This window comes from Brevibacterium pigmentatum, from assembly GCF_011617465.1.
Lineage (GTDB): Bacteria > Actinomycetota > Actinomycetes > Actinomycetales > Brevibacteriaceae > Brevibacterium > Brevibacterium pigmentatum.
Genome location: NZ_CP050153.1, coordinates 213896 through 234449 on the forward strand (window position 1 = coordinate 213896; position 20554 = coordinate 234449).

The window sequence follows — 20554 nt, forward strand, 5'->3', positions numbered from 1 at the left end:
GTAAGAGGGGTTAGGAGCGGAGGAGGGAGATGACCTGCTGCAGGGCGGGGTTCTTCGATTGGGTGTTCCACATCGCCTTGAGCTCGACGATCTCCTCGGGCAGATCCTCAAAGGGTCGGAAGTGCACTCCGGGCACACTGACGAGCGATGCCGATTCCGGGACGAAGGCCAGCCCGTGGTTGTCGGCGACGAGGTTGATCATCGTCAGCACCTGACTGATCGAATGCCTCACCATGTGATGGTCGATCGGGAAGTGACGAATGATGAGGTCGTAGAAGGAAGTCGCCTTCGTCGCCGAATGCATGATCAGCGGCTCCCCGGTCACATCGTCCTTGCGCAGCGGCCGTTCCAAGTCCATCAGACGGTGCCCGTCCGGGATGGCGAGCAGCAGCCGTTCGGCCAGCAGCAGTTCTGAGTTGATGAAGCTGGGGGTCGTATCTGACCGACCCAGTCCGAGGTCGATGCGGCCCTCCGCGAGATTCTCCAACTGTTCGCCGGTGACCATCTCATAGAGGTCGAGGTCGATGCCGGGGAAGTTCTCCTCAATGGCGGTGACCAGACTGCCGAGGATGCCGAAGCCGCTCGCGGCCGTGAAGCCGATGCTCAGTCGTCCCCACTGGCCCGAGGCGATACGACGTGCGTCCTGCGGAGCTCTGTCGGCCATGGCCAGCAGCACCTGCGCATTGTCGAGGAACGCTTCCCCAGCTGCAGTGAGGGTGACGCGCTTGTTGTCTCTTTCGAGCAGGTCGACCCCGACGAATCGTTCCAGCTTTTGGATCTGCCGACTCAACGGAGGCTGCGTCATCGAGAGGGCCTCAGCGGCTTTGCCGAAATGCAGGTGTTCGGCGACCGCGACGAAGCACCGAACCTGGTCCAATGTGTACATGGAACGACAATACCTTTCGAGCATTACTTCATGCAGATATCATCATAGACAATATTATTGACGCTTCTTAGGCTCATTCCGAAGTGCTCAACAGATACGCAGAAGTATCGAGTGAGCTGGAAAAGGAGTGGACCAGAAAATGCAGAACATCTCCAAACGAGTTGTCGGGCCGCTGGCCCTCGGCTCCGTGGTGGCCCTCGCTCTCTCAGCATGTGGTGGCAACGTCACCGCAGGTGGCGGCGGTGAAGAAGACTATCCGACGAAGGAAGTCTCCATCACTGTCGGAGCGGCAGCAGGAGGTTCCACGGACCTCATCGCCCGTGCGTTGGCCGACAGTGCTTCGTCCGACCTCGGTCAGGCCATGCCGGTGATCAATAAGCCCGGTGCCAACGGCACACTGGCGGCCAAGGAAGTCCAGGCAGCCAAGCCGGACGGCTACAACCTCGCAACTCTCAACGCTTCGCTCATTACGATCACGCCGCTGGCTGTCGGTGAAGATGAAGCTGTGAGCATCGATGACTTCGAGGTCATCACCGGTGTCTCTCAGGATGACTACGTCCTGGTCGCCAACCCCGATGCCGGCGTGAAGTCCGTCGATGACATCAAGAAGAGCGACAAGAAGCTCTCCTTCGGCACGGCGGGCGTCGGTACCGGCTCGCAGCTGGCGCAGAGCCTTCTGCTGGCGCAGATCGACACCGACTTCAAGGAGGTTCCGTTCGACTCCGGGGCACCCGCTGTGACTGCGACTCTCGGAAACCAGGTGAATGTCTCGACGGTCCAGCTTGGTGAGGCGAAACCGCACATCGACGCCGGCAAGCTCGTGCCGATCATGGTCTTCTCCGAGGAGCGGAACAAATTCCTCAAGGACGTTCCGACGGCTACAGAAGAAGGCTATGACATCCCGGTCTCCCAGTATCGGGCAGTAGTGGCACCGAAGGACACCCCGGACGCCGTCGTGGAACGTCTCGACAAGTCGTTCAAGGCCACCTTCGAAACGGACGCCTACAAGGAGTTCAACGAGAAGAACCTGCTGACGCCGAAGGAGATCCCCGGCGACGAGGTGGCCGCCGAATGGGCAGACCTGGCAGACCGCTACAAGAAACTGGTTGACGAATATGACATCGACCTCGCAGACTGATCGGCTGACCGTGGACACGTCCGATAGCAGTGACGCCCGGTCAGACATTCAGGCCGTAGGTGATGACGCAGAGACCCCCGAGGAGCTCCTCGCGCTGTGGGAGGAAGAGGCTCCGGAACCCGCCGGAGGGATCGCCAACCTCGTTGCCTGCGTCCTGACTCTGGTCTTCGGCATCGCCGGAATGGTGCTGTCGGTGAACCTCTCCCTCGGCAGTCTGACTGATCCGGCTCCGGGCTTCTTCCCCTTCGTCGTCTCGCTGATCACAACAGTCCTCTCGGCGGCCCAGATCGTACTGGGCCGCCGGGGCGGCGACGGTGAGAAGTTCAGCCGCTACTCGGTCACGGTCGTGTGGGGAGTCATCAGTCTCCTCGTGTTCGTCGCCGTGCTTCCCCTGATCGGATTCGAGATTCCCGCGCTTCTTCTGTCCTTCGTCTGGATGAAGTGGCTGGGCGGGGAATCCTGGCGATCGGCAATCCTCTACTCGGTCCTGACCGTCGTAGTCTTCTATCTCATCTTCGTCGTGGCACTCCGCACCCAGCTGCCGCATCTCTTCTGAGGAGGACGAACACATGGACATATTCACTCCAGTCCTCGAAGGGTTCGGCACCGTCCTCGAACCCGGAAACCTTCTGTACTGTTTCATCGGCGTCCTCGTCGGCATGCTCATCGGTGTGCTTCCCGGACTCGGACCTGCCGCGACAATGGCCATCCTTCTGCCGATGACCTTCGGTATCGAACCGGTCACTGCCATCATCATGCTCGCCGGCATCTTCTACGGGGCACAATACGGCGGCACGATCACCTCGGTGCTGCTGCGACTGCCCGGTGAAGCCAGCGCTGTCGTCACTGTCTTCGATGGCTTTCAAATGGCCAAACAGGGACGTGCCGGAGCGGCCCTCGGAGTCGCCGCCATCGGTTCGTTCATCGGCGGTACCGCAGCTATCCTCGGGCTGACCTTCCTGGCGCCGCTGATCGCCGGTTTCGCGCTCGATTTCGGACCGCCTGAGTACGCAGCACTGTCGCTTCTCGGCGTCACCTTGGTTGCCACCATCAGTTCCGGCAACAAGGTCAAGGCGCTGATCGCCGCTTCCATCGGAGTGTTCCTTGCGATGGTCGGCCGCGATGTCTTCACCGGAACCGAACGGTTCACCTTCGACAACCTCAACCTCAGTGACGGCATCGACTTCGTGACCGTGGCCATGGGACTCTTCGGCCTCGGCGAGATCCTCTACAACCTCGAAGAACGCCACAAGGCGATGGCCACGCCGGAGAAGCCCAAGCGGGTGTGGCCGACGAAGGGCGAACTCAAACAGTCCGCCCCGGCGATCGGACGCGGCTCGATCCTGGGCTTCCTGCTGGGCATTCTTCCCGGTGGCGGCGCCACCATTTCCTCCTTGGCCGCCTACGGTGTGGAGAAGAAGGTCGCCAAGGATCCTTCGCGGTTCGGCAAGGGCGCCATCGAAGGCGTGGCCGGACCCGAATCCGCGAACAACGCCGCCGCGACCTCGTCCTTCATTCCGCTGCTGAGCCTCGGCATCCCTGCCAATGCCACCATGGCGCTGATGTTCGGTGCTCTTCTCATCCAGGGCATCACCCCAGGACCGCTCTTGGTCTCTGACGAACCCGAGCTCTTCTGGGGCGTCGTCAACTCGATGTACATCGGCAACATCCTGCTGCTCATCATGGCGATCCCGCTGATCGGCGTCTTCGTCAAGATCCTCAGCGTCCGACCGGCGATCCTCGCCCCGATCACCGTGCTCATCACATTGATCGGCGCCTATACGATCAAGAACTCGGTCTTCGACGTCGGACTCGTCGTTCTCTTCGGGATCATCGGGTACCTCATGAAGAAGACCGGATTCGAGCCGGGACCGCTCGTCCTGGCCTTCGTGCTGGCCGAACTGCTCGAATCGAGTGTGCGCCGTTCGCTCATCCTCTTCGAAGGCGACCTCGGCGGGGTATTCAGCCGCCCGATCACGGTCACTCTGCTCTTCGTGTTCCTGGTCGTCATCCTCCTGCCGATCATTCAGAAGATGCTCGGCAACGCCAAAGCCAAGTCAAAGAGCAAGGAGCTCGTGTCATGAGCATTCTGGTCGGATACGTTCCGTCCCCGACGGGAGAGGCCGCCGTCGACGCGGCCATCAAAGAGGCGAACTGGAGGGGAGTGAAGCTGCGGATCGCGAACTCACGCAAAACCGGCCCGCTCGTCGAAGGCACAGTGGCAGATGACGCTGACCTCGAAGCGGTGAAGTCCAGGGCGGAAGAAGCGGGAGTCGATGTCGAAGTGTTCACCCTTGCCCACGAGGATGACGTCGTCGACTCGCTGCTGGAAGCTGCGGACGCCTGGTCCGTCGACCTCGTCGTCATCGGAATGCGCAAGCGGTCGCAGGTCGGAAAGTTCATTATGGGCTCCTCCGCGCAACGGATTCTGCTGCAGGCGGACGTGCCCGTCATGGCCGTCAAAGTCAGCAGCTGAATAACTTCTCTCAAGGCCGGTACCAGCAACGTTGGTACCGGCCTTACGCCTGCGAGGCCCACAACTGTGCCAACCAACCGAATATGGAGCTGAAATGACTCTCAAAGTGGCAGTACTGCCGACGTCGAATACCTACCTCGACAATGCGCTGCAATCAGCAGGTGCCGTCGTCACAGCGCTCGACGATGCCCAAGCACTGGTCTGGACGGGTTCGGACCAGACCGGCTTCCCTCAAGACCTGCCGAGCACTATCGAGTGGGTCCAGCTCAAATCGGCTGGCGTCAGGCCATGGATCGAATCAGGGCGGATCGATTCGCAGCGCACGTGGACATCAGCGGTGGGTGCGTACAGTGCCGATGTCGCCGAGCATGCAGTGGCTCTGCTCCTCGGCTGTCTGCGCCAATTCGCACTGCACGCTCGGGCAGGCTCCTGGTTGAAAGAACAGACCTGGGGCACAGTCCGCTCCTTGTGTGGGCGCAATGTTGCGATCGTCGGTGCCGGCTCCATAGGACGGTCGATGATTCCCCTGCTCACGGCACATGGGGCCACAGTGATCGCCATCAACCGTTCGGGTCGAGAAGTCTACGGCGCAGAGCGGACAGTGACCTCGCGAGAACTCGATGAAGCACTCGCGGCTGCCGATGACGCCATACTGGCAGGAGCGTCGACGGATGAGACGCAGCACCTCATCGGCGCAGAACAGCTGGCCGCGTTGGGTGCCGACCCACGAGACGGATCGCCCGGAGTGCTCGTCAACATCGCCAGGGGAGACCTCGTCGATACTGCAGCGCTGACCGATGCGCTGCGTCGTGGGATCATCGGCGGAGCAGGACTGGATGTCTTCGATCCCGAACCGCTGCCGTCCCAGGATCCGCTGTGGGGCATGGACAACGTGCTCATCACTCCGCATGTCGCCAATCCGCGGAATCGGATGCTGGAGAATTTTGCGTGCCTCGTCGAGGAGAATCTGCGCAGATTCGCATCCGGGACGACGCTGAAAGCCGAGATCGATCTGAACCGCAGCTACTGAACCTGCGTCAGCGCGGTCACTTCGTCAGCGCCATCCAAGCGAACAGCAACAGCAGTTCGGCCTCGACATCGTCGAGACGATGTCGAGGCCGAACTGTTTATGCGCGTCGATCGGGTCTAGAACCAGCCGATCACGACCTGGACCGTCACCCAGATCGTCAGCAGGGTGGTGAGTACGAGGATGATGTTCTCGAAGAGGTTCGCTTTATGCTCTCCGAAGTGACTCTTCTTATTCGCCAGGATGAGCAGACCGATCGCGACGAGCGGGACGACGACCGCCTGGAGTCCGGTGACGAAGACTGCCATCGTGACGAATCCGGGCATTCCGGGGAACGCCCAGATGATCGGAGAGACGAGGATGAAGAGGCTGAACCACTTGAAGGACGGGTCGTCTTCGAAGTGATCGCCGTAGCGTTCGCGCCTGGCAGGCACGATGATGTGCAAGCAGTCGACGATGATCTTCGGGAATCCGTTGGCGAAGCCGACGACGCTGCTGTAGAGGATCCCGAATGCGCCGAGGTAGAAGATGATTCCGCCGACGGCGCCGAGGTGGATCGTCAGCGCCTGCGAGATGTCGTCGAGGTTGGTCACCTGGATGCCGTTCGGGCGAAGGATCTCGGCACCGACGACCCAGATTGAGAGGCTGATGACGATCGCCGAGGAGATTCCGAACAGAATGTCGTTGCGCTGCAGCTTCTTGAAGCCGACCCCACGCCATCCCTTGTCGCGAACATAGTAGGGGTAGAGGAAGTTCGCCATCGAACCGGCGACCGCGCCGATGAGGGAGAGTGCCACGGCGAAGACGCCGATCGCCCCGGTATTGTCCGGGATGCCGAAGCCGATGGTGCCGCGGACGATCTCACCGACGTCGGGCACGCTGTAGATCGCGAGCCCGAGGAAGACGACGGTCATCATCGCCAGGAGCAGCTTCATGATGCTTTCGATCGTCTTGTAGACGTTCTTTCCGATGACGAAGATGCTGCCGACCACGAGGATGCACGACCACAGGAATGGGTCCCCGACTGTGAAGATGCTGGCCAGAGCCTCGCCGGCTCCGCGGACCATGTAGCCGTTGAGCAGGTGTCCGCTGATGACGGCGGCGATCCCGATCGCCCATGGATACCACCGGGCGACATCACGGTAGCCTTCGATGATGGACTGGTTCTTGAGGTTGAGGACCTGGTAGCGGCCCATGATGTTGACGATGACGAAGCGGATGAGCAGAGAGGCCGCAAGCAGCCACATGAGGTTGTATCCGTAGTTCGACCCCGACACCGAGGCGGTCACCAGGTCGCCCGCGCCCATCATGGCGAGGACGGCGATGATCCCGGGTCCGACTTCGCGGAGGCTCCCGAGGATTCCGCGCCGCTTCGGTCCGGTTGTGGGTGAACTGTCTGAGCTGACTGTGCTGGCAGCGTCGTTGCTATTCGCACTCATTGTGAGATGTGTCCTTTCGGCGGCCTCGGCTGTTACCAGCGTGGAGCCACGGCACTGTAGTCGGGGTTGAACTTCTGCATGTATCCCGTGTCGTCGCGATTTCTGATGCCGCAGTCGAGGTATCGCTGGTGCAGCTGAGCAAGTCGATCGCGATCCAATTCGACTCCGAGTCCGGGCCGCGTGGGCACCTCGACGCTGCCGCCCACGAAGCTGAACGGGTCGCCGACGATGACGTCGTCCTCTGGGTTCTTCCACGGCCAGTGCGTATCGCAGGCGTAATCGATGTTCTTCGTCGCTCCGGCCAAGTGCAGCATGGCTGCGAGACTGATGCCCAAGTGGGAATTCGAATGCATCGACAGTGACATTCCGAAAGTCTCGGCGATGCCGGCCAGCATCGTGGACCGGCGCAGACCGCCCCAGAAATGGTGGTCGGAGAGGATGACGTCGATGCTGCCTGCGGCCACGGCGTCCGGCAGCTGAGCGAATGCGACCACGCACATGTTCGTCGCCAGCGGCATCGATGCCTTGGAGCGGACTTCCGCCATGCCTTCGACGCCCGGCGTCGGATCCTCGAGGTATTCGAGAGTGGAGTCGAGGCGTTCGGCGATGCGAAGCGAGGTCTCGACCGTCCACGCCGCATTCGGGTCGATACGCAGGGGAACATCTGGGAAACGTTCCGCGAGAGCTTCGATCGCTGCTGCCTCCTCGTCCGGGTGGAAGACGCCACCCTTGAGCTTGAGCGCTGTGAACCCGTACTCGGCGATCATCTTCTCGGCCTGGCACACGATGCCCGCCGGGTCGAGTGCCTCGCCCCACCTGTCATCGGGGTCTCCGGGGTGACCGGCCCACTTGTAGAACAGGTAGCCGCTGAAATCGACTCGATCGCGGACCCGGCCGCCGAGGAGGTCCGAGACCGGAACCCCGAGGATCTTTCCCTGCAGGTCGAGCAGCGCGACTTCGAACGGGGAGAAGACCCGGTCGAGGGTCGATGAATCGGTGATCATTCCGCTCATACCGTGGCCGCCGGCGGTGGAATCGTCGGCCATCGCCTCGTCGACGGCGGCCCGAGCTCGATTGGTGTCGAAGACGTCGGTGCCGTTGAGAGCGTCGGCGGCGAGTTGGAGACGGTTCTGATGAGCTTCATCGCCGTAGGTTTCGCCCAGGCCGTACATGCCCGAATCGGTGACGATCTCGATGATCGTGCGGATGGCGAAGGGTTCGTGGACTCCCACGGCGTTGAGCAGTGGGGGATCAGCGAAGGCGACGGGAGTGAGATTGATGTCGACGATGTGGGTGCGCTTGGCAGCAGACATGGTGGTCGGAATCCTTCAGCCGATTGTCACGGTGTCGACGGTCCAGGCCCGAGCCTGATCGCTCAGGGTGATGCCGAGTCCCGGGCGGTCGGGGACGATCATCCGACCGTCCTTGGTCTCGAGACGTTCGTTGAACAGCGGATCGAGCCAGTCGAAGTGCTCGACCCAGGTCTCGCGCGGGTAGCAGGCCGCGAGGTGGAGGTGGATCTCCATAGCGAAGTGCGGAGCGATATCGAGGCCCGCTTCATCGGCGAGGGTGAGCAGGCGCATGAACTGGGTGATTCCTCCGACTCGTGGGGCATCGGGCTGGACGATGTCGCAGGCCCGAGCGTCGATGAGTGCCCGATGCTCAGCCACCGAGCTGAGCATCTCACCAGTGGCGATGGGAGTGTCGAGGGTTCTCGTCAGGCGGGCATGGCCCTCGACGTCATAGGCATCCAGCGGCTCTTCGATCCACACCAGTCCGAGCTCGTCGAGGGTTCGGCCCATGCGCAGAGCCGTCGCTCGATCCCACTGCTGGTTTGCGTCGACCATGAGGGGAGCATCGCCGATGTGCTCGCGCACTGCGCTGACTCGGCGGAGATCTTCGGCGCTGTCGGGCAGGCCGACCTTGATCTTGATTCCGCCGATGCCATCTTCCAACGACTTCGATGCACGCTCCTTCACCTCGTCGATCGAGGCGTTGAGGAACCCGCCGGAGGTGTTGTAGGTGCGCACGGCATCGCGATGGCTGCCGAGGAACTTCGCGAGCGGCAGCTCTGCCCGCTTCGCCTTGAGATCGTAGAGTGCAACGTCGATCGCGGCGAGTGCCTGAGTGGCCAGGCCCGACCGTCCCACCGAAGCGCCGGCCCACAGCAGTTTCGTGTAGAGCTTGGCGATGTCATTGGGATCCTCGCCCAGGGCCGCCTCGGCGATCTCCTTCGCATGAGCGTACTGAGCGGGACCGCCTCCGCGCTTCGAATAGCTGAACCCGATCCCCGAATGTCCCTCGGTCGTGGTGATCTCGGCGAAGAGCATCGCCACTTCGGTCATCGGTTTCTGTCGACCCGTGAAGACCTTGGCATCGGAGATCGGCACCGCCAACGGCAATCGAATCGATGACAGGGTGATCGTCTTGATCGCGTCAGGGGTGTACGCCATTGAAGCTCCTCATTCGTGCCGATTCGGATGTGCACTCACCCAGTCATCGGCCGACGTCAGGTGAGTCAAGTGCCGAGTCAATAACATCGGTCTTTGCCACATCTGACCAATACCTTTAGTGCATGAGTCGATATCGTATGGGCCTTAGACAGGCATCATCGGGCGACCTAGAGTCGCTTCCGAATCACTCCATCGAAGTAGTCAGCAAAGGAACCACAATGGCTCAATTCTCCCCACAGGACCTGGCAGCTCACCTCAAGAACGGACTGCTGTCATTCCCTGCGACGGCGTTCAACTCAGACCTCAGTCTCGACGAGGCCGGCTACCGCAGCCACATCGAATGGCAGTCCAGCTACGACGTCGCCGGTCTCTTCGCCGCGGGCGGCACCGGTGAGGGATTCAGCCTCAGCCCCGACGAGGCAGCCCGCGTCGTCGAACTCGCCGTCGCCTCCTCGCGTCCCGAGGTTCCGGTCCTGGCCTCCGCGAGCGGTCCCACCGTCCAGGCCGTCCGCAACGTCCGCGATGCCGAAGCCGCAGGAGCTGAAGGCGTCCTCGTCCTCCCGCCCTACCTCACCGAATGCGACCAGGACGGTCTCTACGAACACGTCGCCGCGATCTGCGAAGCCACCAACATCGGCGTCATCGTCTACAACCGCGCCAACGCCATCTACTCCGCCGACACCGTCGCCCGGCTCGCCGACAACCACGCGAACTTCATCGGGTTCAAGGACGCCATCGGCGACATCGAACACCTCACGAAGGTCTACGCGAAGAACGGCGACCGCCTCTTCTACCTCGGCGGACTGCCCACCGCCGAGACCTTCGCCCTGCCGCTGCTGCAGCTGGGCATGAGCACCTACTCCTCGGCGATGTTCAACTTCGTCCCCGAATTCGCCCTCGACTTCTACGCCGACGTCCGCGCCCAGAACCGCGAGGCCGTGACCGAGAAGCTCAACCGCTTCGTCCTGCCCTACCTCGACATCCGCGACCGCGGCAAGGGCTACGGAGTCTCCATCGTCAAGGGCGGGCTCAAAGCCATCGGCCGCGACGCCGGACCCGTGCGCCCACCGCTGCACAGCCTCAGCGACCAGGACGTCGCCGACCTCGCCGGCCTCATCGACGCAGCGAAGATCCGCCCCAACACCGAGATCAAGATCGGAGCCTGACACTCATGACCGCGCTCACTGGACTCTCCCTCATCGCCGGGGACCCGGTCACCGGCAACGGCGCCACCACCAACGCCGTCGACCCGAGCACCGGGCAGACCCTGACCCCCGACTACACGTTCCTCGACGAAGCACAGGTCGACGCCGCCGTCGATGCCGCTGCGCAGGCATTCGCCAGCTACCGGGCGACCACGCCGACCCAGCGCGCCGCCTTCCTCGAGACGATCGCGGACAACATCGAAGCCGTGCGCGAAGCGATCGTCGACCGTGCCATGTCCGAGACCGGGCTGCCCTCGGCACGGCTGACCGGTGAAGTCGGCCGTACAGTCGGACAGCTGCGACTCTTCGCCGAGGTGGTCCGGACCGGGAACTTCCACGCCTCCCGCATCGACCCCGCCCAGCCGGACCGTACCCCGGCACCGCGGCTGGACATCCGGCAGCGCAAGGTCCCCGTCGGCCCTGTCGTCGTCTTCGGCGCCAGCAACTTCCCGCTCGCCTTCTCCGTCGCCGGCGGTGACACCGCCTCCGCGCTCGCCGCCGGCTGCCCCGTCGTCGTCAAAGCCCACAACGCCCATCCCGGAACCGGGGAGATCGTCGGCCGGGCCATCGCCGAGGCGGTCACCGCCAACGGTCTCCACCCCGGAGTGTTCTCCCTCGTCTTCGGACCGGGATCCTCGGTCGGTCAGCGACTCGTCGCCGATTCCCGGGTCGCCGCCGTCGGCTTCACGGGTTCCCGCTCCGGCGGACTGGCCCTGCAGTCGACCGCTCAGGCACGGAAGGTCCCCATTCCCGTCTATGCGGAGATGAGCTCGGTCAACCCGGTCATCCTGCTCGACGGTGCCCTGGCAGGCGACGGGGCACGCGTCGTGGCCGAACAGTTCATCACCTCGCTGACCGGCTCGAGCGGCCAGCTGTGCACCGCACCCGGGCTCGTGCTGGTGCCGACCGGTGCCGACGGAGATGCCTTCGCCGAGGCGGTCGGTCAACTGATCGCCCAGCAGACCGGGCAGACCATGCTCACTCCTTCGATCGCCGAGGCGTTCGACCGCGGCGTGGCCGCGCTCAGTTCACAGGACGACGTGTCCACGGTGGGTACGGGAACCGTGGGGGAGGGCCAGAACGCCCCCGCCCCGGTCGTCTTCACCGCCACCTCGGCGGCCGTGCGGGAGAACGAGGTGCTCAGTGAGGAGATCTTCGGAGCCGCCTCGGTGCTGGTCCGCTATGACGGAATCGATGATCTGCTCGACACCCTCACCGGGATCGAAGGCCAGCTGACGACGACGATCCATGCCACCGACGCCGACACCGAGGCGGCCGGACGGCTGCTGCCCGTCCTTGAGGACCTGAGCGGTCGGATCCTGTTCAACGGATGGCCCACCGGGGTGGAGGTCGGACACGCTATGGTTCATGGCGGACCGTTCCCGGCCACCTCTGCACCGGGCACGACGTCGGTGGGGTCGCTTGCCATCGATCGATTCCTCCGCCCCGTCGCATACCAGTCGGTGCCGGTTGGACTGCTGCCCGAACCGATCGCCGACGACAATCCGTGGTCGGTCGTGCAGATGGTCGACGGTGTGGTGACGACTCCGGACCAGGCTGGAGCCGTCCTCAGCGGGACGGGTGCGGCCGGATCATGAGGGGAACGTCGATGACGATACAGACGCAGTTCGCCACCCCGACCATCGCATCGGTGCGGGTCGTGCCGGTCGCAGGCCGCGACTCGATGCTGCTCAACCTCTCCGGTGCACATGGGCCCTACTTCACCCGCAATATCGTCCTCATCACCGACAGCGATGGTCGGACGGGGCTCGGTGAAGTGCCCGGCGGCGAGAACATCAAGGCCGCCATCGAAGAGGCCGGGCGTGAACTCGCCGGGCGCCGGGTGGCTCAGGTCAATCGGATCGTCTCCGAGCTGCACCAGCGATTCGCTGCCGTCGACGCCGGTGGGCGGGGCAATCAGACCTTCGACCTGCGGGTGGGCGTCCATGCCACGGCCGCAATCGAATCGGCGCTGCTCGACCTGCACGGTCAGTTCCTCGGCCTGCCGGTGGCGGACCTGTTGGCCGCCGGGCAACAGCGGGATGCTGTGCCGATGCTCGGCTACCTCTTCTATGTCGGCAATCCCGATGCCACCGATCTCGACTACCTGCGCGAACCGGATGCGGACGGGTGGGATCGTCTGCGTCGGGAGGAGGCGCTGACCCCGTCAGCAGTCGTTGAATTGGCGAGGGCCGCCTCGGCGAAATACGGATTCAAGGACTTCAAACTCAAGGGCGGAGTGCTCGCCGGCGAGGCCGAGGTCGAGACCGTCACGGCACTGGCCAGGGAGTTTTCGGACGCACGGATCACCCTCGACCCGAACGGCGGTTGGCTGCTCGACGATGCCATCGAATACGGCAAGGCGATGAACGGCGTCGTCGCCTATGCGGAGGACCCTGTCGGTCCCGAGGGTCGGTTCTCCGGTCGGGAGACCATGGCGGAATTCCGCCGAGCCACGGGCCTGCGGACGGCGACGAACATGATCGCCACCGATTGGCGGGAGATGGCGCACGCGATCCGGACCAACGCCGTGGACATTCCGCTTGCTGACCCGCACTTCTGGACGATGTCCGGCTCCCACCGGGTCTCGCAGCTGTGCCACGATTTCGGGTTGACGTGGGGTTCGCACTCGAACAACCACTTCGACGTGTCCCTGGCGATGTTCACCCATGTCGGAGCCGCGGCTCCCGGCAAGATCACGGCACTCGACACGCACTGGATCTGGCAGGACGGCCAGGAGCTGACGACGAATCCGCTGAAGATCGTCGACGGCGAGATTCAGGTGCCTAAGGCGCCGGGACTCGGCGTGACCATCGACGAGGACCGATTGGCCGAAGCGCACGAACTCTACGTCGAACACGGCTTGGGTTCGCGCGACGATTCGGTTGCCATGCAGTACCTGGTCCCCGGCTGGACCTTCGACGCGAAGAAACCCGCCCTCCTCCGCTAATTACTCCTCTTGCTACCTGACGGCGGCCCAGCAACCTCGCGCGAGGTTGCTGGGCCGCCGTCAGGTAGCAATTAGAGGGAGACTATTGTGCGGAGGGATTTGGTCGGGGACGCGAATTCCTTTGCCAAGTCAGCCAAGGGGATCGGGCCGCCTAGGATGTCCTCCCACGGCAGGGTCCCGCCGTCGGCTGCCAAGAAATCCACGGCTTCGGCCAAGTGGTGGGGTTCGAAATTGTGGACTCCGGTGATCGTGCGCCATCCGCGCACCACCTGCTCGGGATCGATCGACACCTGCGGCCCCGGCGTCACGCTGCCGGCGAGGACCACAACGCCCCCGACACCCAACGACGAAATGCAGGAGCGCACCCCTGACTCGGCACCCGAGAGCTCGAGAGCGACGTCGACATCAGCGATCTCCACACCCGGCTCAACGGACCGAGCAGCCCCCGCCCGGTCGGCCAGAGAGCGGCGGTCCGGATGGGGATCGGCGGCGATGACCTCGGCAGCAGCGCGGGCCAGAGCTGCCCCGACCGCGGTCAACCCGAGCATCCCGATTCCATTGACGAACACCCGGCGTCCCCGCAGGTCACCGGCGGCTTCACACATCGCCATCACCGTGGCTACGGCGCATCCCGCAGTCGCCGCCACCCCATCGGGCAGCGAATCCGGCACCGGGACCACGGCCACCCCGGCCGGCAGGTGGATATGGCTGGCGTAGGTGCCCGACAGTGCCCAATCCGACTCGGCCGATTCGTGGCCGACCTTGCGCACCGAGGTGCATTTCGCGCTCAGCCCGCGTCGACAGTTCCGGCACTGACCGCACACCGAGGTGACCGAGAAGACCACGCGCGTGCCGACGGGCACATCCCCACGCGTCTCCTCGACGATGCCGACACCCTCGTGGCCGAGCACCGAGGGGCACGCCCCCGGACGACGTCCGTTGACGGTGTGCCGATCGGACCCGCACACCGTCGCCGCAGTCAGCCGGATGAGGCTCTCGCCCGGTGCCAGCCGCGGCCGGTCGAACGTGCGGAGCTCGAATTCCGATCCTCCGGTCCACACCTGGGCAAACGGCTGAGCGGTTGCGTGGCCGCGATCGGTCGCCTCGGTGCCTGTCATCGTCGAATCGGGGACGGTCGATATCACTTCGCGAACACCGCTGTTTCCTGCTCGGCGAGGACCGCAGGCAGATCTGCCACGGAGTCAAGGACGAGGTGCGCGCCCTCGGCCGCGAAATCCTCCCGGCTCAGGTGCCCGGTGAGGACCCCCACGGCCGTGACCTCGGCGTTGAGTGCCGATTCCACATCCGCCGAGGTGTCTCCGACGCTGACGACGGCAGCGCGGTCGGTGACTCCGACCGTGTCCATGACCTTGTTGATCAGGTCCGGCGCCGGACGGCCGGCGGGCACCTCGTCGCCGGTGACCGCGACGTCGAAGGTCTCTCCCGGCGCCCAGCCCATGGTGGAGAAGATGAGGTCGGCGATCTCGCGGGAGAACCCGGTAGTCAGGCCCACCTTGATCCCACGCTCACGCAGGGTCGACAGGGCCTCCTCGATTCCGGGCAGCGGACGCGGAGGATTCTTGGTGTAGGTCTCGCGCAGCTCGGCACGGAACCAATGCCAAGCCCGCTCGTGGACCTCCTCGGTGACCTCGATTCCGCCGAGGCGAAGCAGATTCTCGATCGCCCAGTGCTTCTCCGTGCCCATCCACTTCTGGAAGACCTCATCGGAGTAGTCCGCGCCCTCCCTTTCGGTAGCCTCGCGCAGCACGCGGTAGACCTCGTCACGTTCGTCGATGGTGGTTCCGGCCATGTCGAAGACGGCAAGTTCAGTCATGTCGATTCTCTTTCTCTTGCGGTGGTGCCCACGTAAGTCCGCGGACAGAATTGGTTGGGTACGAGGCTCAGCGCACGGCTCGGCGCAGCCACATGGACAGGGCTTCGACTGCGAGGACGACCGCGACCATGAGGATGAGCACCGTCGTCACGACATCGAACTGGTTGACCCGCGAGGCGTTGAGCAGCAGGAATCCGATCCCGCCGGCGCCGACGACGCCGAGCAGCGTGGCCGAGCGGATGTTCGTGTCGAGCAGGTACATGATGTGGGCGACGAACGCCGGTGCCGCCTGCCGCAGGGTGGCCGAGAAGAACACCTGCGCCTCACCGGCTCCGGTGGCCCGCACCGCCTCCTGGACCTGGAGGTCCGTCTCCTCGATCGAGTCGGCGATGAGCTTCGAGAGCAGGCCGATTGCGCCGATGGACAGGGCCAGTGTTCCGGCCACCTCGCCGAGTCCGGAGATGACGACGAAGATGATCGCGAGGATGAGTTCGGGGATGCCGCGGACGACGACGATGAGGACGCGGAACGTCTTGTGCACCGCCCGATTCGCCACGACATTGCGGGCGGCGAGGATGCCGATGGGCAGCGCGAGGATCGCCCCGATGAACGTCGCCGCCAGTGAGATCTGGATGGTGACGAGCAGCTGCTCGACGAGGTTGGCAAGCGTCCCGCCGGTCGAGGGCGGTAAGAACAGCGCCAGGGTCTGCGGCAGGTCGAGCAAACCCGCGGCCAGAGCCGACCATGACACGTCCACCCGCCACAGAGCGGCGATCGTGAGGACGATGAGCACCGCCGCCGAGGCGAAACGACGGAACCGTGCCACGCTCCACGGTGGGGTGAGGTTGAGATCGCCGACCCCGGTGGCCCGACCCCGGTTGAAGATCCGGTCGACCCAGGTGCCGCCGGTGATCTTCGCCCCCGTCGAGGCCATGAGCGCTGCCCGGATGGAGCCGGAGACGAGTTCGATGACGATGCACAGGACGAGCACGATGACCGCCAGCGCCATCCCGCGCTGGTAGTCCAAGGTGCGCAGCGAGTCCGCGATGGCCAGGCCGATTCCGCCGACGCCGACATAGCCGAGCAGCACCGAGGTGCGCAGGTTGATGTCGAAGCGGTGCAGGGCCGTGGCGATGAGCTGCGGCATGAGCGTCTGCGGGATCGCGGTGAGGATCTGCTGGGAGCGGCTGCCGCCGAGGGCTTCGATCGATTCTCGGGGTCCGTCGTCGAGCTCTTCGATGGCATCGGCGTAGAGCTTGCCGATCATCCCCACCGAATGGATGCCCATGGCGATGATGCCGGCTGTGGCGCCGAGGCCGAACATCCGCAGGAACACAATGGCGAGCACGAGGTCGGGAATCGCCCTGGCGAGGACGATGAGGGTGCGCGCTGTCCACTGCGAACCGCGACCCATCCGGGTGGGACGAGCGGCGAAGAGGGCGACGGGGATCGAGAGCACGACGGAGAGCAGAGTCGCCAGGAACACGATCGCCAAGGTCTCGACGACAAGCGAGACCGTCTCACCGAACGCCGGGAAGTCGAGCGGGACGATGCGGGAGAAGAACCCCACGGCATTGTCGAACGACGAGGCGATCGTGGCGATGTCGATGCCGAGTGACCACACCGACCAGGCGCCGGCGACGGCGAGGCCGATGAGCACGATGACGGCCACGGCGGAGTTTCCCGACGGTCGGGGACGCTGCGGTTCGACGACGGCGGGAGCCTCTCGGTCGAGCACGAGACTCATCGGGTGGCTCCCACCCGGGCGGCCGCCTCGGTGTCGGACCTTGCCATCTGCGATCCGGCAGTGTTCGTCTCGCGCTCGCTCGCCTCGGCGGTGGTGTCCATTCCGGACACGCTCGAGTAGATCTGGGAGGCCTCCTCGGCGCTGAGCCCGGCGGTCGTGCGGTCGAGGACGACCTGGCCGGTGCGCAGACCGATGATCCGGTCGGCGAAATCGATGGCCAGCTGCACCTGGTGCAGGGAGGCGATGACGGTGAGGTCATCCTCGGCGGAGATCTGCCACAGCAGGTCGATGACGTCGCGGGCCGATACCGGGTCGAGGGAGGCGACCGGCTCATCGGCGAGGAGCACCTTCGGGTGCTGCATGAGTGCGCGGGCGATCGCGACCCGCTGCTGCTGACCGCCGGAGAGCGTGTCGGCGCGCTGGTAGGCGCGGTCGGCGAGACCGACCCGGTCGAGTTTCTTCAGGGCTTCGCTGCGGATAGCCTTCGGGTACATCATCAGCGTGATGCGCGGTCCGCGCAGCGATCCCAGTGCCCCGGCGCAGACGTTCTCGAGCACGGACATCGGACCGACGAGGTTGAAGGACTGGAAGATGACGCCGATGTCGCGGCGCACGGCCTTCAACTCCGATCGGCGCAGCCGGTCCATGTCCTCACCGAGGACCCGCACCCGCCCCGAGGTGGGGGTGTGGAGTCCGTTGATGTGGCGCAGGAGGGTGGATTTCCCCGAGCCGGAGAGGCCGAGGAGGACGCTGATCCCGCCAGTGCGGAACCCGAGATTGACGTCGTCGAGACCGAGGACTCCGCCGCCGAAGTCCTTCGTCACATGGTCGAGTTGGACGGAGTAGATGGAGTCGATCTCCCTTTGGAATTCGGGCGTGGTCGGTTTGCGGGTGGGGTGCGGGAGTGTCATGGTCATCCTTCTCAGCCGATGTTCTTGCAGGCGTCGGCCTGGGTGGCGTCGCAGATGTCGCGGATCGAATCGAAGTCGGAGTCGGAGACTTCCTTGTAGCCGTAGGTGATCTCTTCGGGCAGGACGCAGTCGTCCTCGGAGTCGCAGATCCCGGCTTCGACCATGGCCGGGACGTTGGCCTTCTCACGCAGGATGTTGGTGATCTTCGCGGCCGTATCGGCGTCGAGGGAGTCGTTGTTCACCGCGATCGGGTCCTCGGTGATCGGGTCGGATTCCCACACGGGTTCGAGGCTGCCCTTGTTGACCTGACCGGACTTCTCGAGAGTGGTGAGCATGGCGTCGTGGGCGAAGGCGACGTCGCAGTCACCGGAGTTCAGCGACAGCAGCGAGGCGTCGTGGCCACCGGACATCACCTGTTCGAGGTCCTTGTCCATGTCGATGCCCTCGTCTTGGAGGCCCTTCATCGGCACGAGGTAGCCGGAGGTCGAGGCGGCATCGACGAAGCAGACCTTCTTTCCCTTGAGGTCTTTCAGGTCTTTGACGTCCGAGCCCTTCTTCACATAAGCCAGCGAGGTGTAGGCGGGATCCTTGGCTTTGTCGTTCGTCGGTGCCGCGGCCGGTTCGATGTTGATGCCCGAGTCCTTGGCGATGACGTAGGCGAAGGGGCCGAAGGAGGCGGCGTCGATCTGGCCGGCGCGCATGCCTTCGACGACGGCGGCGTAGTCCGAGGCGTTCTGGAATTCGACCTTCTTGCCGGTCTCCTCCTCGAGCAGCTTCGTGACTTTCTCGAAGGAGGATTCCAGCGTCGAGGATGATTCGGCGGGGACGGCGGCGAAGGTGATCGTGTCGTCGCTTCCTCCTCCGGAGCTGCCGCAGGCGGCGAGCAGGGGCAGGGAGAGGAGACCGGCGGTGATCGTGCGGAACGCGCGAGAGCGGAAGGGGGAGGTCATGGTCATGGCGTGGTGGCCTTTCGGAGAGCAGTGCGGCAGAGGCGCTGAGGTGATCGTTCGAATTCATCGTGTCGAGATCACCGGAGAATGTCTATACAAGTAAGGGAAGTTCACCGACTGGACATGACAACTTCACGGTCGGTTCGGAGTTACCCCGACGTATCGTGGGACCGGTCACTGAAATGGACGGGTGGGTGCAAGCCGGACGTCGCATCTCTGAGGGCATCGAATCGGCCCCGAGGCGGTCGCGGATGGGCGCGACCGCCTCGGGGCCGATTGGGTTGGTCGGTGTCAGGGCGGGGAGGGGGAGTTGCCTCAGGTGTCGGCGGTGCCACCGGAGAGGATGAGGTCGGCGATGCCGAACGACAAGGTCATGCCGATCCCCGAGGCAACGACGGCGACGGTCGTGCGTTCGTCCGGGCGCTCGAGGACGAGGTTCGTCGTCGGGCTGTCGGCGTACATGCCCAGCCACCGCTGCAGCACACGCGGGCGCTCAATCCCGAGCATCGAGGTGGCCCGGTCGAGCAGCAGCGAACCGACCCGCTCGTCGATGAAGGGTTCCGGGCTGAGGTCGTAGGCGTGTGAATCGCCGATGAGCAGGCCCTGCGGGATGTCGGTGACCATGAGGTTCGCGATGCAGCCGCGCAGCTCCGGTTCCCGTTCGTCGAGGTCGTGGCGCAGCGCCCCGGCGCCGGGCATCGCCGCGAACCCGTCGTAGCGGGCCAGGGAGGTGCCGGTGAGCATCGCGAAGCCGGTCGGAATGTGCTGCGGGGCCTCGATGAGCGACATGACGAGCGAGCAGATGCGGATCTCGTGGGATTCGGCGATCTCGGGGAAGAGGCTGGTCAGCTGATAGCCGGGGCAGACGACGACCTGCTCGGCGTGGAAGTTCCCGCGTGTCGTCGACACGGTGCCGTCGGCCACCGCGGTGACGTGCGTGTTCCAGGTGAATTCCACGCCCTGACCGGCCAGCCATGCGGCGATTCTCGGGGCGGCCTGTCGCGGGTCGACGCGCATGTCCTGCGGCAGATGTGCGCCGCCGATGGCCGGGAGGTCGGGGTTGCCGACCGCCTCGACGATCGCCTCCGGGTCGAGCAGTCGAACTTGGTCGGGGCCGCGATGGGCGGCGAACTGCTCGAGGACGGTCAGCTCGGCCTCGGTCATGGCCGGGATGAAGGTTCCGGTCTCGGCGGCCCAGAGTCCCGTGGCGGCCGCGGCGTCGAGCCAGCCCTCGCGGGCCTTCGATGCGATCGGCTGCGCGGCATCGGACTGGCCGGTGAAGCAGGCGTGGCCGAAGTTCTGGATGGACGAGCCCACGGGGCGGTCGGAACGGTCGATGATGTGGACGCTGCGGCCCTGTCGGCGGGCGAGGAATGCGGTGGCCAGGCCGAGGATGCCCGAGCCGGTGATGATGAGATCTGTTGTCGGCATTCCCTCATATTCGTGCGGTTGTCGGATAAGATGAAGATATGTATGTACAAGTTTGATGTCTGTTCACCTGAATGTGACATTCGGACTTCGTTGAGCCATGCCGAGTT

The 20554-nt window shown here is 64.4% G+C and carries 18 protein-coding genes; 8 read left to right on the forward strand and 10 right to left on the reverse strand.

Annotated elements, in window-relative coordinates:
• Positions 1-10: 10 nt before the first annotated feature.
• On the reverse strand, positions 11-886 hold the full coding sequence (locus GUY30_RS00955) for a LysR family transcriptional regulator (protein ID WP_167193324.1): 876 nt from the start codon (positions 884-886) through the stop codon (positions 11-13).
• 139 nt (positions 887-1025) lie between these two features.
• On the opposite strand from GUY30_RS00955, the gene GUY30_RS00960 reads away from it, so the two are divergent.
• From GUY30_RS00960 to GUY30_RS00980, 5 genes are all read left to right on the forward strand, one after another.
• On the forward strand, positions 1026-2024 hold the full coding sequence (locus GUY30_RS00960) for a Bug family tripartite tricarboxylate transporter substrate binding protein (RefSeq protein ID WP_167193326.1): 999 nt from the start codon (positions 1026-1028) through the stop codon (positions 2022-2024).
• Between the two features lie 10 nt (positions 2025-2034).
• Positions 2035-2580, forward strand: coding sequence for a tripartite tricarboxylate transporter TctB family protein (locus GUY30_RS00965; protein WP_228281571.1), 546 nt, complete (start codon positions 2035-2037; stop codon positions 2578-2580).
• Between the two features lie 13 nt (positions 2581-2593).
• On the forward strand, positions 2594-4108 hold the full coding sequence (locus tag GUY30_RS00970; protein ID WP_167193328.1) for a tripartite tricarboxylate transporter permease: 1515 nt from the start codon (positions 2594-2596) through the stop codon (positions 4106-4108).
• Complete coding sequence (locus GUY30_RS00975) at positions 4105-4500, forward strand: universal stress protein (protein ID WP_167193330.1); 396 nt, start codon at positions 4105-4107, stop codon at positions 4498-4500. The genes GUY30_RS00970 and GUY30_RS00975 overlap by 4 nt, the downstream gene beginning before the upstream one ends.
• A 94-nt stretch (positions 4501-4594) precedes the next feature.
• Complete coding sequence (locus GUY30_RS00980; protein WP_167193332.1) at positions 4595-5530, forward strand: NAD(P)-dependent oxidoreductase; 936 nt, start codon at positions 4595-4597, stop codon at positions 5528-5530.
• Positions 5531-5646: 116 nt separating this feature from the next.
• Here the strand turns inward: GUY30_RS00980 and GUY30_RS00985 are convergent, their stop codons facing one another.
• Genes GUY30_RS00985 through GUY30_RS00995 form a run of 3 tightly spaced genes read right to left on the reverse strand, consistent with a single transcriptional unit; the run spans position 5647 to position 9419 of the window.
• Complete coding sequence (locus GUY30_RS00985) at positions 5647-6966, reverse strand: Nramp family divalent metal transporter (RefSeq protein ID WP_167193334.1); 1320 nt, start codon at positions 6964-6966, stop codon at positions 5647-5649.
• A gap of 32 nt (positions 6967-6998) precedes the next feature.
• The gene (locus tag GUY30_RS00990) at positions 6999-8279 is read right to left on the reverse strand and encodes a glucarate dehydratase family protein (protein ID WP_167193336.1); all 1281 of its coding nucleotides are present in this window, start codon (positions 8277-8279) and stop codon (positions 6999-7001) included.
• Between the two features lie 15 nt (positions 8280-8294).
• Complete coding sequence (locus tag GUY30_RS00995) at positions 8295-9419, reverse strand: L-talarate/galactarate dehydratase (RefSeq protein WP_167193338.1); 1125 nt, start codon at positions 9417-9419, stop codon at positions 8295-8297.
• A 218-nt stretch (positions 9420-9637) separates the two neighbouring features.
• Between GUY30_RS00995 and GUY30_RS01000 the strand changes: the two genes are divergently transcribed.
• Genes GUY30_RS01000 through GUY30_RS01010 form a run of 3 tightly spaced genes read left to right on the forward strand, consistent with a single transcriptional unit; the run spans position 9638 to position 13574 of the window.
• Positions 9638-10585, forward strand: a complete 948-nt coding sequence (locus GUY30_RS01000; RefSeq protein ID WP_167193340.1) for a 5-dehydro-4-deoxyglucarate dehydratase — start codon at positions 9638-9640, stop codon at positions 10583-10585.
• 5 nt (positions 10586-10590) lie between these two features.
• Positions 10591-12222 carry an aldehyde dehydrogenase (NADP(+)) gene (locus GUY30_RS01005; RefSeq protein ID WP_062239926.1) on the forward strand — a complete coding sequence of 544 codons (1632 nt, stop codon included), beginning with the start codon at positions 10591-10593 and terminating at the stop codon, positions 12220-12222.
• Between the two features lie 11 nt (positions 12223-12233).
• Complete coding sequence (locus GUY30_RS01010) at positions 12234-13574, forward strand: enolase C-terminal domain-like protein (protein WP_167193342.1); 1341 nt, start codon at positions 12234-12236, stop codon at positions 13572-13574.
• A 71-nt stretch (positions 13575-13645) separates the two neighbouring features.
• On the opposite strand, the gene GUY30_RS01015 is transcribed toward GUY30_RS01010, so the two are convergent.
• The 6 genes from GUY30_RS01015 to GUY30_RS01040 all read right to left on the reverse strand — a co-directional run bounded on the left by GUY30_RS01015 (position 13646) and on the right by GUY30_RS01040 (position 20447).
• A complete protein-coding gene (locus tag GUY30_RS01015; protein ID WP_228281572.1) occupies positions 13646-14719 on the reverse strand; it encodes an alcohol dehydrogenase catalytic domain-containing protein in 1074 nt (357 codons plus the stop codon).
• Positions 14716-15408, reverse strand: a complete 693-nt coding sequence (locus tag GUY30_RS01020; protein WP_167193344.1) for a phosphonatase-like hydrolase — start codon at positions 15406-15408, stop codon at positions 14716-14718. The genes GUY30_RS01015 and GUY30_RS01020 overlap by 4 nt, the downstream gene beginning before the upstream one ends.
• A 67-nt stretch (positions 15409-15475) precedes the next feature.
• On the reverse strand, positions 15476-17155 hold the full coding sequence (phnE, locus tag GUY30_RS01025; RefSeq protein WP_167193346.1) for a phosphonate ABC transporter, permease protein PhnE: 1680 nt from the start codon (positions 17153-17155) through the stop codon (positions 15476-15478).
• Positions 17152-18066, reverse strand: a complete 915-nt coding sequence (gene phnC, locus GUY30_RS01030) for a phosphonate ABC transporter ATP-binding protein (protein ID WP_167193348.1) — start codon at positions 18064-18066, stop codon at positions 17152-17154. Before phnC ends, phnE begins: the two co-directional genes overlap by 4 nt.
• A gap of 11 nt (positions 18067-18077) precedes the next feature.
• On the reverse strand, positions 18078-19022 hold the full coding sequence (locus tag GUY30_RS01035; RefSeq protein ID WP_167193350.1) for a phosphate/phosphite/phosphonate ABC transporter substrate-binding protein: 945 nt from the start codon (positions 19020-19022) through the stop codon (positions 18078-18080).
• 309 nt (positions 19023-19331) lie between these two features.
• A complete protein-coding gene (locus GUY30_RS01040) occupies positions 19332-20447 on the reverse strand; it encodes a TIGR03364 family FAD-dependent oxidoreductase (protein ID WP_167193352.1) in 1116 nt (371 codons plus the stop codon).
• Positions 20448-20554 lie beyond the last annotated feature (107 nt).